The 15,766-nt window shown below is 56.2% G+C and carries 11 protein-coding genes and 2 pseudogenes; 6 read left to right on the top strand and 7 right to left on the bottom strand.

Annotated elements, in window-relative coordinates; all coding sequences use genetic code 11:
• The first annotated feature begins 197 nt into the window (after positions 1–197).
• Entirely contained in the window at positions 198–1,472 is a 1,275-nt protein-coding gene (locus ACR6A7_RS16020) for an amino acid permease (RefSeq protein ID WP_434126004.1), read from the top strand.
• 35 nt (positions 1,473–1,507) lie between these two features.
• On the opposite strand, the gene ACR6A7_RS16015 is transcribed toward ACR6A7_RS16020, so the two are convergent.
• Entirely contained in the window at positions 1,508–3,061 is a 1,554-nt protein-coding gene (locus tag ACR6A7_RS16015; protein ID WP_434126003.1) for a sensor domain-containing diguanylate cyclase, read from the bottom strand.
• A gap of 271 nt (positions 3,062–3,332) precedes the next feature.
• On the opposite strand from ACR6A7_RS16015, the gene ACR6A7_RS16010 reads away from it, so the two are divergent.
• Together ACR6A7_RS16010 and ACR6A7_RS16005 are read left to right on the top strand one after the other, a co-directional pair.
• Complete coding sequence (locus tag ACR6A7_RS16010) at positions 3,333–3,698, top strand: hypothetical protein (protein WP_434126002.1); 366 nt, start codon at positions 3,333–3,335, stop codon at positions 3,696–3,698.
• Positions 3,699–3,747: 49 nt separating this feature from the next.
• Entirely contained in the window at positions 3,748–5,802 is a 2,055-nt protein-coding gene (locus ACR6A7_RS16005) for a pyrroloquinoline quinone-dependent dehydrogenase (protein ID WP_434126087.1), read from the top strand.
• Between the two features lie 78 nt (positions 5,803–5,880).
• Here ACR6A7_RS16005 and ACR6A7_RS16000 read toward each other — a convergent pair whose 3' ends face one another.
• The 3 genes and pseudogenes from ACR6A7_RS16000 to ACR6A7_RS15990 all read right to left on the bottom strand — a co-directional run bounded on the left by ACR6A7_RS16000 (position 5,881) and on the right by ACR6A7_RS15990 (position 10,219).
• A complete protein-coding gene (locus ACR6A7_RS16000) occupies positions 5,881–6,654 on the bottom strand; it encodes a (S)-acetoin forming diacetyl reductase (protein WP_434126001.1) in 774 nt (257 codons plus the stop codon).
• Between the two features lie 23 nt (positions 6,655–6,677).
• A pseudogene (locus ACR6A7_RS15995) lies at positions 6,678–7,214 on the bottom strand (thiamine pyrophosphate-dependent enzyme); the annotation flags it as partial.
• 17 nt (positions 7,215–7,231) lie between these two features.
• Entirely contained in the window at positions 7,232–10,219 is a 2,988-nt protein-coding gene (locus ACR6A7_RS15990) for a Tn3 family transposase (protein ID WP_434126085.1), read from the bottom strand.
• Positions 10,220–10,386: 167 nt separating this feature from the next.
• Here ACR6A7_RS15990 and ACR6A7_RS15985 point away from each other — a divergent pair, with 167 nt between their 5' ends.
• Positions 10,387–11,028 (top strand): recombinase family protein, encoded by a 642-nt coding sequence (locus tag ACR6A7_RS15985; protein WP_434126000.1) that lies wholly within the window; start codon positions 10,387–10,389, stop codon positions 11,026–11,028.
• A gap of 278 nt (positions 11,029–11,306) precedes the next feature.
• On the top strand, positions 11,307–11,639 hold the full coding sequence (locus tag ACR6A7_RS15980) for a DMT family transporter (protein ID WP_161658920.1): 333 nt from the start codon (positions 11,307–11,309) through the stop codon (positions 11,637–11,639).
• A gap of 269 nt (positions 11,640–11,908) precedes the next feature.
• Here the strand turns inward: ACR6A7_RS15980 and alsS are convergent.
• Positions 11,909–13,081 (bottom strand): annotated as a pseudogene (gene alsS, locus ACR6A7_RS15975) (acetolactate synthase AlsS); the annotation flags it as partial.
• 14 nt (positions 13,082–13,095) lie between these two features.
• The gene (gene budA / locus ACR6A7_RS15970; RefSeq protein ID WP_434125998.1) at positions 13,096–13,878 is read right to left on the bottom strand and encodes an acetolactate decarboxylase; all 783 of its coding nucleotides are present in this window, start codon (positions 13,876–13,878) and stop codon (positions 13,096–13,098) included.
• A 104-nt stretch (positions 13,879–13,982) separates the two neighbouring features.
• On the opposite strand from budA, the gene ACR6A7_RS15965 reads away from it, so the two are divergent.
• Positions 13,983–14,906 carry a LysR family transcriptional regulator gene (locus ACR6A7_RS15965; RefSeq protein ID WP_434125997.1) on the top strand — a complete coding sequence of 308 codons (924 nt, stop codon included), beginning with the start codon at positions 13,983–13,985 and terminating at the stop codon, positions 14,904–14,906.
• A 3-nt stretch (positions 14,907–14,909) separates the two neighbouring features.
• Here ACR6A7_RS15965 and ACR6A7_RS15960 read toward each other — a convergent pair whose 3' ends face one another.
• Positions 14,910–15,761: an SDR family oxidoreductase gene (locus tag ACR6A7_RS15960; protein ID WP_434125996.1), complete on the bottom strand. Its 852-nt coding sequence runs from the start codon at positions 15,759–15,761 to the stop codon at positions 14,910–14,912.
• Positions 15,762–15,766 lie beyond the last annotated feature (5 nt).

Below are 15,766 nucleotides of genomic sequence, written 5' to 3'. Positions count from 1 at the left end.
CAGCTTGAATACGCGATGCAAGGCTGACGGGATTTGCCTCCCCTCGCGTTTGTCGAGCCAGACGTAAACATCCCTTCTTTTTTGACCGAAATCATTTGGCCTGTTCCTCTTTTTACCAGACAATCTGCCGCCTTATCATGTGTCTGGTCTGGCGCGGATGTCCGGCCTTCAAACCACCAGCAACCTTAAGTGTGAAAATGACTATTCAAGCAAGTACGGAAAACGCAGTAGCAAGCAGACCATCCTGGTCGCTGAAAGATACCATCTGGATGATGGGGGTATACGGCACCACGGTGGGCGCCGGCACATTATTTCTTCCGGTCGAGGTAGGAACGCGCGGACCGCTGGTATTTTTTATGATGCTGCTGCTGGGCCTGCCGCTGTCGCTGATACCACACGTGCTGATCTGTCGCATCTTTATGCGCGATCGTCAGGCGGAGAACGCTGAACTTCCGCTGTTTGGTAAATTCTTCGGCCCAAAAGGGCGTCAGGGCATCAAGATCTTTTTCTGCGTGGCTCATTTTCCCGTCACGCTGGTCTACGTCGTCTCGCTGGTCAACGCGTTAGATAACTATGTCACCACGCGCCTGCATTTTGCCGCGCTGAACCGCGCGGCGCTGGCCTTTATCGCGGTGTCGTTGATCTATCTGGTGTTAAGCAAAGGCCGCGACCGCGTGGTCAGCACCATGAGCACGCTGGCGATCCCCTTTGCCCTCTCTTTGCTGTTGATTGCCATGATGCAGATCCCGTCCTGGCATCTGTCAAACCTGACGCAGGCGCTGCGCGACACCACAGTCGCGCCGGCTGGTGAGTCGCTGAAGGCGCTCTGGCTGGCGCTCCCGCTTATCACCTTCTCGTTCTGTTCCGCGCCGATGATGTCGCCGCTCTCCTCTTACTATCAGGAAAAGGGGAAGGGCGGCGAGCAAAAAGCCGTACGCGTGGTCCGTCTGGCATACTGCGCCATCTTCTTCAGCATTATCTTTTTTGTGCTGAGCTGTGTGCTGAGCATGCCGCGCGAGGTATTTTTTGCAGCCAAGACGCAGAACCTGAACGTGCTCTCGGTGATGGAAGGCAACGGTGGCGCAGGCCTGTTGTTCATCGTTGCGCCCTTTATTGCGATGGTAGCGATGACCAAATCGTTTCTGGGGGTATGCCTGCCGGTCGCCGAAACTTTCGCTACGCTGATCGGCGACGCTGCCGGGCTGAAAGAGGAATCCATGCGTAAGAAGGCCAAAGCGGTCGCCTTTACGCTGATGTTTGCGGTGTCATTTGCGGTGGCCTACTGGAATCCGGACGTGATTGCGCTGATTGAAACCGTCTGCGGGCCACTGATCGCGATCTTCCTGTTCGTCATTCCCGCCTGGCTGGTCTACACCCGAAAAGAGCTGCAGATGCTGCGAGGTGGCATGTCGGCCATCGTCGTCGTCGGCGGTCTGCTCACGGTGTCGGCGCTGATCTACGGCATGCTTTAAGTCGCGCCCCCTCTCGCGGGGGCGCCGCCGGGCGGTCAGTTCTGACCGCTCGCCTGATTCCGGCCGCTGCGCTTGGCTTGATAAAGCGCGCGGTCGGCCTCTTTTTTCAGCTGTTCCGCCTCTGCCGACTTGCCCTCAGAAACCAGCGAACTGTAGCCAGCGCTGATGGTCACGATACCCAGCGAAACCTCCGTACTTTCATGCGCGATACCCATCTCCAGCACGCGCTTCACTGCCCGCTCAGCCACGATTTTCGCCTCGGATGCGTTGGTGTTCGGCATGATAATCGCAAACTCTTCACCGCCGTAGCGCGCCACCACGTCGCCGTGAAAATGGACGCTGCTCTTAAGCGCATGGGCGACATCCTGCAGACACTCGTCGCCCGCCACATGTCCGTACGTATCGTTAAAGCCTTTAAAGCAGTCGATGTCGATCATAATCAGCGCGATCGGGTCGCCGGTTTTCAGCGACTTCAGCAACCCCTGCTCGAGCAGCGCATCAAACTGTCTCCGGTTGGCCAGGCCAGTTAAGCCGTCGACCAGCGCCAGCGACTGCAGCGTATGATTGATGTTGGTCAGCTCATCGCGCACATAGGTTAATTCAATCTGATTTCTGACGTTGGTACCGACCTGGCGAAGCAGCATGATCCCCATGCCGGTAATAGCGCAAAGCAGCGCCAGATTAAGCAGCAGATTCACCAGGTTGCCCGCCAGCCACTCCCGACGAATGCTGTCGCGGTCGTAGCCCGCCGTCACGATCAGCGGATAGCGCTCCAGCCGGGTGTAGCCAAACACACGCACCACGCCGTCCAGCGTAGAGCGCCAGATGGCGTTGCCGCTCGAGGCGGCCTTAAGCTCGGTTTTGAACAGCGGGCTGGATGCCAGCGTCCGGCCGATAAAGGCGTCAGGGAAGGGGCGAATATATAAGACAGAGGAATCCGCCAGGATCAGCCCCAGGGTGTCTTTATTACCCAGAGCGAAATAGCTGTAATACTGACGGAAATAGTCAACCCGTACGGTGGCCAGCGCGACGCCAGCAAAATTACCCTGGCTGTCGTTCAGGCGAACGGAAACAGGGATCACCAGATCGCCGGTTGAGCGGCTGCGTATGACCCGACTGATAAGCAAATTTGTATCGTTATGGGTGCGATGCCAGATGAAATAGTCGCGATCGGCATTGCTGGCGTTGGTCGGCACGAAATTGCCGGATGAGGCGATCCAGTGCCCCTCGGTATCGTAGATGAACAGTCCGTGCAGCTGCGGAAGCTTAGCCTGCTGCTCTTTAAGCTGGTGCAGGAAAGCTGGCGTCGCGGCGTACTCATTTCCTCGCTGCCGAAGCTGCCGGACCGCATCCGCCAGGGTGATATCCACCTGCAAAAAGGCGTCTTCCGCCTGCTTCGCCAGCGAAACTGACAGGTTGCGGGCGTCGTCGTTTTTTTCGCCCACCGTCTGCTGCCAGGAATTCCATAACGACCAGGCGTTAATGGCGACAACGAAGAGGCTGGTGAGCAGCAAAAACACGGCCATGCTTTTGCCGAGGGAGGTTTTTAACAGGGCGACGCCGGAAGCGCCTGATTGAGTTTTTCGCATAGTTAAGAGGGATATCAGCGCCAGCGGCAAAGGTCAGTCACGCATAATACATTAATTATGTTCAGGTCAGAATGGTTAGCCACGTGCATTGTTTACGCCCGCCGCTGGATTCACCCTCTGACAAAAAGCGAATAAATCATTCTCATCTATACTTCACCGCGTTTACCGGAAAGTTCAGCCGCGTTCAGGTTCGCCGCTCGCGTGGCAGCGCATTCAGACACAACGAAGCGACTGACTTTTATCATTTTATTCTTACAGGGGATTTGCCGCTATGTTGCATTCTCAACCCTCACGCGCCGGCACGCTGCTGCTCCTGCTGGCGGCCGCAATCGGCTTCGCGCTGGCGCTCTACGCCTGGCTGACGCCTTTAACTGGCGTCACCGGCACCATCGGCGCGCTCGGCGTGGCCATCGCCAGTGTGGTGCTGGCTTTGCTGACGCTGATCCTGCGCGCCTCGTCAGGCCGCGGCGCGCGCATTTTCTGGGGCATCGTGACGCTGATTGTGCTGGCAGGGATTGGCTTTGCCGCCTTGCTGCTCCATCAGGGGATCATTACCGCCGCCATGGTACTCGGGCTGGCTGGCCTGATCCTGCTCGGCCGCCGTCCCGCCCGTCACACCACACCCGCCAGAGCCTGAGGAATTGCCCGTGCATAACGATAAACAAAAGCAGCTGATGAAAGTCAGCATGACGGCGCTCGCGCTGTTGATGACGCCACTCACATTACAGGCCGAGGATAAGGCCGCCGAAGCTTCTCAGGGAACGCAGGAGAAGCTTAATGTGGATGCCGCCGATCAGCAGTCGCCTGGCACCACGAATACCACCAAAGAAGCCTCTACTGCACAGGATGGCAACAAGGTCGCGTCCGCGGCTAATACGGCGTCGCCGCTGGTGCCGGAAAAAGCGACCTGGGATAGCTTCCACGGCCAGCTTAACGCCCAGAAGTACAGCCCTCTCAAGCAGATCACGGCCGATAACGTCAGCAAGCTGGAAAAAGTGTGGGAGTTTCACACCGGCGACGTCTCCGACGGCAAAGGCAAAACGCCCGCCACCGTCTGGTCTGCCACGCCGGTGTTCGCCAACGATACGATTTACATCGGCACGCCTTTCGATCGGCTGATTGCGCTCGATCCCGGCACCGGCAAAGAGAAGTGGCATTACGACACCAAGGCCCCGCGCGAAGCGCTGACCCAGCCGGTGCTAAAGAACCGCGGCGTCTCTTACTGGCAGGCGAAAAACCCGGTCGCCGGGCAGGCCTGCCAGAAGATCGTTTATATGGGCACCGTTGACGGCAAACTCTATGCGCTGGATGCGGACTCCGGCAAACCGTGCGAAAAGTTTGCCGATAAGGGAGTGCTGAACGTCAATCAGTGGAACACCCTGAATGCGAAATTCCCGCTGTCGCTGCTGCAGCCGCCCACCGTGGTCGGCAACCATCTGATTGTCGGCTGGGCCGGTAAAGACTGGGCCTACGCCGAAGCGCCTCCGGGCACCGTCTTCTCCATCAATGCCGAAACCGGTCAGCGCGAGTGGACTTTTGACGCCATTCCTGCCGACATCAGAAAGCGCACCGGCACCGCCAACGTCTGGACCCATATGTCCGCCGACGAGGCGCACGGGTTGGTCTATCTGCCCGTTTCTTCGCCTTCGCCTAACTACTGGGGCGGCAACCGCGTCGACGCCATTCCGCTCGGCACCTCCACCACGGCGCTCGATGTCAACACCGGCAAAGTGGTCTGGTCGCGCCAGTGGGTGCATCACGACGTCTGGGATTACGACATTAACTCCGCGCCGACGCTGATGGACATCACGGTCAACGGCAAACCGATCCCGGCGCTTATCCAGGCGACCAAACAGGGTTTCCTGTTCGTCGTAAACCGTCTGACCGGCGAGGATGTCTGGCCGATTGAGGAGCGTCCGGTTCCGCAGGGCGACGGCTCTGTACAGGGCGAGAAACTTTCACCGACGCAGCCGTTCCCGACCAAACCAGCACCCTTGCTCGATCAGTCAAAAAAACCGGAAATCTGGAAGCTGGCCGATATCGTGGGCGCCGGACAGTGCTCGCGTCTCTGGGATAAGCTCACCTACGAGGGCATGTATACGCCGCCAACCACCAAAGGCGAGGGGGCGTTAACCTATCCTGACAGCGCCGGTGGCGTGCAGTGGGGCGGCGTCGCCTTCGATCCGCAGAATCAGATTGCGGTGGTAAATACCTCGCACATCGTGCAGTACGTCAAGCTCTACAGCCGTGAGGATTACAATAAGGCAGATAAAGACGCGGGCAATGAGAGCGGATTCGCTCCGCAGGAGGGCGCCCCTTACGGGATGCGTCTGAACGTGGCGAACAACTGGCTCGGCATGCCGTGCTGGCAGCCGCCGTTTGGCGAGATCGTCGCGCTGGATATGCACACCGGCGACGTGAAATGGCGACGTCCGGTTGGCGCCTCTCAGCAGTACGGCTTCTTTATGCCGGAAAGCTGGGGTTCGCCGACGATCGGCGGCCCGGCGGTCACCGCTGGCGGCGTCATCTTTATCGGCGCCTCGATGGACGCGAAAGTCCGCGCTTATTCGCTGGCGAGCGGAGAGGAGCTTTGGTCCGATCAGGTTGAAGCGCCAGCCGTGGCAAACCCCTCGGTGTATGAATACAAAGGACGCCAGTACGTCGCCTTTGTCGCTGGCGGCAACACCATACTGAAAGACCAGGTCGGCGACCAGGTCGTGGTTTACGCACTGCCTAAATAACCCTGCTGACAGGTGCTGAATCGAGAGCAAAGTGATTTGCTCTCATTCAGCACTGGCAGAAGGCAGGCGACTTCGGGGTTAGTTAAACACCATACCGCCGTCGATTAACAGAGACTGCCCGGTCATATAGTCAGAGTCGGGGCCCGCCAGAAAAGAGACGCAGGCGGCGACATCTTCCGGCTCGGACAACCTCCCCAGCGTAATGCGTTTGGCAAATTCTCGCGTGCCATACCCCGCCGGCTCGCCCGCCGCATCCGATATCTGCTTGTCGATCGCTTCCCACATTGGCGTTTTTACAATGCCGGGACAGAAGGCGTTAACCGTAATGCCCGACGCCGCCAGATCTTTAGCCGCCGTTTGCGTCAGCCCGCGCACCGCGAACTTGCTGGAGCTGTATACGGCCAGCTCGGGGTTGCCGACGTGACCCGCCTGAGAGCAGGCGTTGATAATCTTCCCGCCGTGGCCCTCTGCAGCGAACGCCTGGATTGCCGCCTGCATGCCCCAGATGACGCCCTTCACGTTGACGTTATACACCTTATCGACCACCTCTTCGGTGATATCGGCAACTGGCGTCGAAGGCGCGACGCCAGCATTATTCACTATCACGTCGAAGCCGCCCAGCGCGCGTCTCGCCTCCTCGACCACCTCAAAGACGCGGTCGCGCTGGGCGACGTCGACCTGTAACGCAACCGCCTTGCCGCCGGTGCGGGTAATTGCCTCCGCAACCTGCTGCGCGGTGTCAACATTATAATCGGCGACCGCCACGGCAAAGCCATCTTTCGCCAGGCGTAACGCAATCGCCGCGCCGATGCCCTGACCGGCCCCGGTAACAAAAGCCACTTTATTTTTCATAACGCTATCCTTTTAAGGTTAACTCAGAGCAGCTGGCTGAGATGAAGCTGCCCCATCAGCAGCGGGTTGTCGCGGTAGTCGACGGGAAGGGCAACCACAGCCGGCCCGTTCACATCCATCGCTTTGCGCAGCGTCGGCTCCAGCTCTGCCGCGCTGTTCACCGCAAACCCGGCCGCGCCGAAGGCTTCGGCATAGGCTTTGAAATCAACCGGGCCGAAGTTGACGCCGGAGAGGCGCTGGTACTTTTTCTCCTCCTGGATGGCGACCATGTTGTAGGCGTTGTCGACCCAGATAATGTGCAGAATGTTGGCCTTCAGCCTGACGGCGGTTTCCAGCTCCATGCTCGACTGTAAAAACCCGCCGTCGCCGGAGACCGACACCACCTTGCGCGACGGATCCACCAGCCAGGCGCCGATGGCCCACGGCAGCGCCACGCCCATCGTCTGCTGCCCGTTGGAAATCATGATTTGACGCGCCCGGAAGCTGTAAAGATAACGGGCGATCCAGATGTGAAAACTGCCCATGTCCACGGTCAGGCTGACGTCGCTGTTGATGGGGTCAGTTTGGATATCGAAAATTATTGTACGTTAAGGTTGTTTTTTGACCTTTCAACTTTAGCAGACCTCAGCCGACGAAACTTACCGGAGGCCGGTATTCTGTTGCTTTTCCAGATGTAATCGCCTGTCAGATTGATATGCTCCCAGCCTAACGGCGACAAATGTGACAGCAGTTGCTCGTTGATCTTCACCCCTTTACGCTTCAGGGCATCGACCGCTCTTTCCATATAGACGGTATTCCACAGCGAGATAGCCGCTGTCAGCAGCGTCAGTCCACTGGCGCGGTAGCTCTGATTTTCCGGTTTACGATCCCTGATTTCACCCAGACGGTGCAGGAATACCGCGCGTGCCAGCGCGTTACGGGCTTCTCCTTTATTCAGTCCCGCCTGGACCCGCCGACGAAGTACCGGATCGCGGAACCAGTCGAGCATAAACAGCGTCCGCTCAATGCGGCCAATTTCTCTCAGCGCCTTTGCCAGGCCATTTTGTTTGGGATAGCTGGCCAGTTTTTTCAGCATCAGGGATGCCGTCACGGTTCCCTGCTTTATCGAGGTTGCCAGACGCAGCACTTCACGCCAGTGAAGTTCAATATCTTTCAGATTCAGACTGGTCGTTGATATCAGTGACTGAAGCGCCGGGTACTGGTCCGCTTTCCCTTTGATAAACAGCTTCTTGTCGTGGAGATCCCTGATTCGCGGACAGAACGCAAATCCCAGCAGATGCATCAGGGCAAAGACATGATCGGTGAAACCCGCGGTATCGGTGTAATGCTCCCTGATTTCCAGGTCGCTTTCGTGATACAGCAAGCCATCGAGGACATGGGTTGAATCCCTGACCCGACTGATTATGCAGGTGTAAAACGGGCTGTATTGATCCGAAATATGGGTATAAAACTGACGCCCAGGCTCCTGCCCATATTTCGGGTTAACCTGCCCTGCGTAGCGGCCTGAACTGCCTGTTCTGAAATTCTGTCCATCTGATGATGACGTTGTCCCGTCTCCCCAGAATGACGCCAGTGGTCTTTTCCCCTGTGCATTAACCAGCTCAGCAAGAGCGGCTGAATAGGTTTCGTCGCGGATGTACCATGCCTGAATATCTTCGAGTGATGATTTGGTGCTACCTGGGCAGGCTTCTGCCATTTTGGTCAGACCAAGATTGATGCCATCCGCAAGAATGGTGGTGAGGAGCAGGCGGGTATCGGGACGGGTGATGTCATTTTTTATATGCGAAAAATGTCGGGTAAACGTCGTCCAGCTGTTTACCTCATCGAGAATTTCCGTGATTTTAGGGCGCGGTAGCATGCTGTAAACCAGCTCTGCCAGCGGTGAAATCTGCACCGGTACGCAGTTATCCAGCGGAGAGACTTTTACTCCCCTGTCAGATATTTCCACATCGGGCAGCTCACCAAGGGCAGCCATGGCATTGACCTCTTCAAGTCTGGACTGAAGCAGGGTCATACGGCTGGTAATGTACTCATGATAATCAGCAGATACGGGCAGGGGCAGCGCCGGAGTGAGTTTGTCAAAGTCCTTTTCGGGAATGAGGTAATCATCAAAGTTTTTGTAGCGGCGTGAGCCTTTAACCCAGATGTCCCCGGAGCGCAATGCACCCTTAAGCTCGCTGAGCGCACAAAATTCATAGTAATGCCGGTCAATACCCGCAGGTGTAATCACCACTTTGCGCCAGCTTACAGGGACAAACTTAAGCGGCGCTGTCGCCGGAACTTTACGTGACTGCTTTCGGTACATATCCTTGATCACAACCAGCGCATCAGCCAGAGGTTGTGCTGCCGGGGTGGCGACTAACTGTAAAGAGGACAACATGCGCGGGGCATATTTCCGTAATGTGCTGTATTTCTCAGTAATAATATGTAGCGGATCAAAATTATTTTTCCTGGCGAGATGGCGAGTTTCCTCCAGACTTGCGACAAATTGAGGCCATGGCAGTATGTTTTCTATTGCGAGCCATGGATCGCCACCTGAATCACGGGCATCAGACAGTGCCTGGCCGACATCGATGTACTGCCTCAGTTTTGACTGGATCAGCTTTCCGGTCTGTTGAAGACGCTCAGCCTGGGTTCTTTTGGCTTTGCTGAACAGGCTGTTCAGCATGCGTTCATGCAGCTCAATCACTTCATCTGTCAGTGTGGCTCTGGCTTCTTCCAGCACGCACACCAGGATTGCATGACGCCGGGCTGCTGAAAATCGTGTCAAATCCCGGCTACTCATCTTTCGGCCTTCCCGCGCCAGCTTCAGCAACCGGTTCTGGTGAATGGTACGATCTATACCTTCCGGTAATGCCAGCGATTCAATGCTACTGAGCCGATCAAGGTGTTGCAGCACGTTCTTACCATTGATTTTACCCGGCGGTTGCAGAAGCCATGTCAGTCTGGAGGACTGATTATCTGAGGACTCAAGTAAACGATCCAGGGCATCCCTGTGCTCCGGAGTTAACGGGGCATTCAGGGTCTGAAATACGATTTTGTCGCCGCCAGCCATGGCCTGCGCACAGGTACGCTCCACGACATCAATCGCGGGGATTATCACGTTGTTCTTCCGGATCCAGAGCAGCAGTTCTTCGGCCAGGAGAACACCTTTATCAGTGCGCGTCGCCATCGGCAGCAGGTGTGTAATACAGTCCTGCTGTATTTTGCCGGTGAACGCTTTTACGCCAAGATAGCGGTACAGTTCGGTTAAATGTTCGCGTCGCGTGGTTTTCCTGCCGGAAAGGTAAGCAGGCCAGAGATCCCCGGGAAGTTTTAGCCTGCTGGCGATATGCTTCAGCAGCGCATCAGAGGGTGGGATTTTTTTGTCCGGTGCAAAGCCGACATTTTTCAGATAGCAAAGAAGGACGGCAAAACCAAAACGGCTGGCGGGTTTACGGTGAGCACTGATAAGCGCCAGATCATGCTCACTAAAATACGCCATTCGTGTCAGCGTTAACTCATCGTCCGGTAATGCCAGTAATGATTCTCTTTCCGACAGAGAAAGAATCTGCCTCCTTGCCATATCGTTTCCCTCATAAATTATTCGGTGCGGTATTTTTAACAAAAATGCATATCGCATAAGGCTACACCCTAATGCCACGACCAAAACGTGACGGCATACGATGAATGACATAACCTATATGCGATAGAATAAATGCAATAACTTAAATGCGATAATGCGGTGAAAAAATGTTCATCAGAGCTTATTTAAGGGCATCGACGGAAGATCAGTTCGCCGATCGGGCAAAAGAGATGCTGGAGCAGTTTGTTGAAGAGCGGGGACATAAAATAGCCAGTTACTACCGGGAGAACATCAGCGGGACAAAACTCGACCGCCCGGAACTGGGGCGCTTACTGATGGACAGTCACCGCAATGATATTTTGCTGGTCGAGCAGATAGACCGCCTGACCCGTTTGAGTAACAGCGACTGGATGACGCTGAAAAAGCAGATCGAGCAACACGAGCTGCGGATTGTCAGCCTGGATGTGCCCACCTCATGGCAGGCACTGTCAGATAAGGACCCTTCACTGGCTGACCCAATCACCCGCGCCGTGATAACCGCCATCAATAATATGCTCATCGACCTGATGGCAGCAATGTCGCATAAGGACTGGCTCAGTCGCCGCCAACGACAAAAGCAGGGGATTGAACGGGCACATACGCTGGGGAGATACCGGGGTAAACAGGCCGATCGAGAGCGACATCAGAAAGTCCTGTACTATAGACAGGTAAAGAAACTGAGTATCCAGGAAACGGCTGATGCTACGGGCTACAGTGCTTCACAGGTTTGCCGGATACAAGCGCTTCATAAAACTGAAAAGCTGAAATAACAATGTTTATTTGCAGTCATAGCGTAATAGTTAGCCTGTGACTAGCAGCCTGACGCATCATCTATGTAAGTAAAGTCCGCTGTGTGCCAAGAGCGGACATTGTCCTGTCTCTGGATAACATTAATAAAGATAACATCTTGATTATCATCGGCAGCATCATATTTTTTGCCATTAAAAATGGCTTAGGGCTGCTCACCAATAAATACAAAATACAAGACTACACATTTTATTAATTTAGTTTATTATCAAAATCCTTATTTTAATAGTTGAGGTATATTATGAATACGTGGATTATTCTATTAATCGCTGTTATAGGTGAGGTTGTAGCAACAACAAGCCTGAAACTTAGTGAAGGATTTACTAAACTGGTGCCTTCTGTCGTGGTGGTTGTCGGATATGCCATTGCATTTTATTGTTTATCGATTACTTTAAAGTCCATACCACTTGGTATTGCCTATGCAGTCTGGTCTGGACTTGGTATCGTTACTGTATCTATACTGGGCTGGCTCGTATTCGGACAAAAATTGGATATTTGGGCTTTATTGGGAATGTTCTTGATTATCTGCGGCGTTTTAATTCTAAATCTTTTATCGAAAACCGCAGCGCATTAAACCATCTATGCAATTGGTTGAATCTTTATCCCTGTTTTTGAATTGTTAACGGAATATAGGTGGATAAGCGGAGAAATTAATCATTATCCGCCCACCTCTAATTCTTAATATTTGCTAAATCATCTAAACATTTTGGGTAAATGCCACCTCTTATCCTTTGTGCGAAGAAAACCAATATGTCCGCTCCTCGCTTAAAGCTGCCTGTCAAAGTGGTCAAGCTTTGCCATAGCTCAGAGGTACAAAAAATCTCCTTAACGTACAATAATTTTCGATATCCAAACTGACCCCTTGATGATGTCCTGCATCGCGCGCACGATGCGCAGCGGATGCAGCGCAAACTGATCCAGGCTGGCGCCCTGCATCGCCAGCAGCTGCCGCTGCTGGCGACGATCCTTCAGAATGGCGGCAGCGGCCTCGCTGAGCTGCAGCGGCGAGTCGATACGCGCGGCGATTTTACGTACGGTCTGCGCAATATCGCCTACCAGCTCGGCATCAGGCAGGTAGCGATTGTCAGCCTCCGCCGGCAGCACATCGATATGCACCAGCATCGCTTTTCCGCTGTTCCACATCGCGGGCTCATACTCAACCGGGCTGTAGCCGATGGTGATAATCAAATCGGCCTGCTGCAGCAGGCGATCGCCCGCCTGGTTGTTAAAGAGGCCGATACGTCCCGCGAAGCGCGAAAAGTGCTCCTGGCGCACCGCACCGGCGGCCTGGTAAGTGCTGGTGACAGGAATGCGGCTTTTGGTCAGCAGCGCATGGATCGCCTCGCTGTTCTCTGGCTGGCTCGCCATCAGGCCCAGCAGGATCACCGGATTTTTGGCCCGCGCGATTTCGCGGCTGACCGCCTCTACCAGTGAATCGGGCGCGGCGCCCAGCGTGACGCGTCCCTTGTGCTGCAGTGGCGTGCCCGATACCGGCTGATCGACGATATCCTGCGGCAGGCTGATAAAGGCGCCGCCGCCGCGGCCGTTCTCAGCGTGGCGAAAGGCGTTGGAGACGCATTCAGCCAGCGCAGAGGCGTCGGTGACCTCAACGGCGAATTTCGTCACCGGACGAAACATCGACACGGTGTCCATGCTCTGGTGAACCTGCTTGGCGCTGTCAGAACGCTTTACCGCGCCGCCAATCGCCACCACCGGATCCCCTTCGCTGGTAGCGGTGGCCATGCCAGTCACGAGGTTCGAGCAGCCCGGCCCCGAGGTGACCAGCGCCACGCCGGCATTGCCGGTCAGCCTGCCGACCGCGGCCGCCATAAAGGCGGCATTCGCCTCATGCCGCACCGGGATCAGCTGAATCGGCGAATCCACCAGCGAATCGAACACCTTGTCGATTTTGGCGCCGGGAATGCCGAACACATGGTTGACGCCCTGCGCTTCAAGCTGCGCCACCACGAGATCGGCGCCGCTGTTCCAGAGCACGTTGCTTGTTAGCGTTTTCATCATCACCTCTGTTGTTAGCTTTCGACAGCCCGAATGGCCTCATCCAGATCCTGCGGGTTCAGATCCGCCTGCAGAAAATCGCGGTCCTGCGGCAGGTCGATCACCAGCTGACTGATGGCGCCGAACGTCAGCTGACCGCTCTCCAGCACGTAATCGAGGATGTGTCCGCCGCCCTGGCGATCGCCGGTAATAAAATGCTCGTGGTAGCCTGCGACGTTAATGCCCTGCATATACTGCGGGGTGCGGAAGCCGATCAGCTCGCCCTCCGCCTCGCGAAAGTCGAAGGTGGGCTGATTGCCTAACACTTCAGGCATAGTGCGATAGGGGCGGCACTGACAGGGCACGGTGCGCGTCTGTACAGCACGAAAGCGGCCGCTGATGCGCAGCGCGCAGAACTGATTATCTGAGGTGATTTTGCTGTCGATCACGCCGTGCACGTCGTCACGCGTGGCGGCTTCAGCGAAGCGGTGCTGGTATTCAGGTTTGAAAAAGGTCATTACCGCAAAGGGCGTCTTCTGCTCGGGCCGGGCCGGGCGGGCGCTGCCGTCGGAACGAAGCTGATACACCTGGCTGTCAAACGCGATCAGCTCGCCGTCGAGCTGATTAAAGGTGCCCAGACCAAAATCGCCTTTGCGCAACAGCGCGGAAACCGTGGTCGAACCGTCATAAACGCCATTGAGCAGCGCGCTCATTAACGACGTCTGATAGATAAATTTTTCTGGTGATTTTTCCGCAAGTTTGCCAAGGGTATCCTTGAGCTGATCCTCACATGAACAATCAGATACAATATTATACATAGCGTGCCTCACAAACCTATAGTTAAGCTTTGTTAATATCATGGTGGGCCAGTTGGCTTGCAGAATCCAATAGCAAAACCTGTTAACTTTGAGACGTTTTTGATATGGAACTTCGGCATCTACGTTATTTCGTTGCTGTGGCCGAAACGCTGCACTTTACCCGCGCAGCGGAAATGCTGGGCATTTCTCAGCCGCCGCTGAGTCAGCAAATCCAGCGTCTGGAACATGAGATCGGCACACCGTTGCTGAAGCGTTTAACGCGAGGGGTTGAGCTGACGGAGGCGGGCAGTGCGTTTCTGCCGGATGCGATACAGATTGTGCAGCAGGCCGACAATGCGCTGGAGAAGGCGCGCGGCGTGGCGCGGGGGATCAGCGGACAGATGTCGCTGGGCTTCGCCAGCTCGGTGGCGTTTGGCCAGCCGGTATTCGATCTGATCCGCCGCTTCAAGGCGCGCTACCCCGCCATTACCCTGAGCACGCGGGAGGAGAACATGGCGCTGCTGATGCAGGATTTACAGGAAGGACTGCTCGACGCGGCCTTTATTCGCCTGCCCTGCGAAAGCAGCAAGGCCTTCAATCTGAAGGTGATTGCCACCGAGAGAATGCTCGTTGCCTTGCCCGCTGGCCACGCACTTGGCCATCAGCGAAGCGTGGCGCTGTCGCAGCTGGCAGACGAAACGCTGATTATCTTCCCGCGCGACGTCTCCCCAAGCCTGTATGAGCTTATCGTCAGCACCTGCCTGCGCGCGGGCTTTTCCTCGGCGCGTTTTCAGCAGGCGCCGCAGATTGCCGCCTCTCTCGGCATGGTGGGCGCGAACTGCGGCATCGCGCTGGTGCCGGCCTCTGTGTGCTGCGTCAATAATCCGCAGATTGTGTTTTGCGAGATCGAGAACAACACGCTTTACACGGATATCGCCTTTGCCTGGCGACGCAGCAGCACGGCCAGAACGGTATCGCACCTGCTCAGGCTGATTCACGACGCTGAGCAGGAAGCATCGGGCGAGCCCTCTCCGCCCGACGGCCTCTGACCTTTAGCCTGCCAGCGCCGCGGCAAAGTCGCGGTAGGCATGCAGCGGACGGCCCAGCAGCGCCACCAGCCGCTCGCGATCGCCAGCCTGCGGGATCATGCCGTCGCTGACGTAGCGCTCGGCCATCAGACGCATTTCATAGGCCATCCATTTCGGCATAAATCCCCCCATGTTCGCTTCAAAAGCGGCGGGATCGTCGCCGCCATAGTTAACCGGTCGCCCGAGCGTTTCGGCCCATACCGCAGCGGCCTGAGGTCCGGTAAGGGTATCGGGCCCGACGATATTGATGGTGTCGACGGGCAGTTTGCCGGGCGCCCGGTCGCGTCGTATCAGTTCGATCGCGGCCACCTCGGCAATATCGCGCACATCCACCATCGCCAGCCCGACGTGGCCGATCGGCATCGGGTAAACGCCGTGGTGGAAGATGACCTCTTTGACCATCGCGTCGTTATCGATGTAATAGGTCGGCCGCAGGATAGTGGCGCTAAAATCCATCGCCGCGAGCATCTGCTCCGCGCCAAACTTCACGGCGAAGTGCGGAACGTTCACCGCTTTATCCGCCTCGAACACTGAAAGGTAGACGACCCGATCAACACCGCATTCGCGGGCGACGTTCAGGGTAATGATGGCCTGAGTAAACTCATCGGCCGTTACGGCGTTCAGCAGAAAAAGCGTGCTAACGCCAGAGAAGGCGGCGCGCAGGGCGTCAAGATCGAGCAGCTCGCCTTTAACCACCTCGACGGCTGGCCCAAAGCCGGCAGCCTCAGGGTGGCGCGTCAGTACGCGAACAGCGGCTCCGCGGCTGATAAGCTGGGCGACGACACGGCCGGTGGCGCCGGTAACGAGAATAGTCATGATGT

It is taken from the genome of Pantoea phyllosphaerae (assembly GCF_051025595.1).
Lineage (GTDB): Bacteria > Pseudomonadota > Gammaproteobacteria > Enterobacterales > Enterobacteriaceae > Pantoea.
The sequence above is the reverse complement of the archived record's forward strand: the minus strand, read 5'-3'. Positions and strand labels throughout refer to the sequence as shown.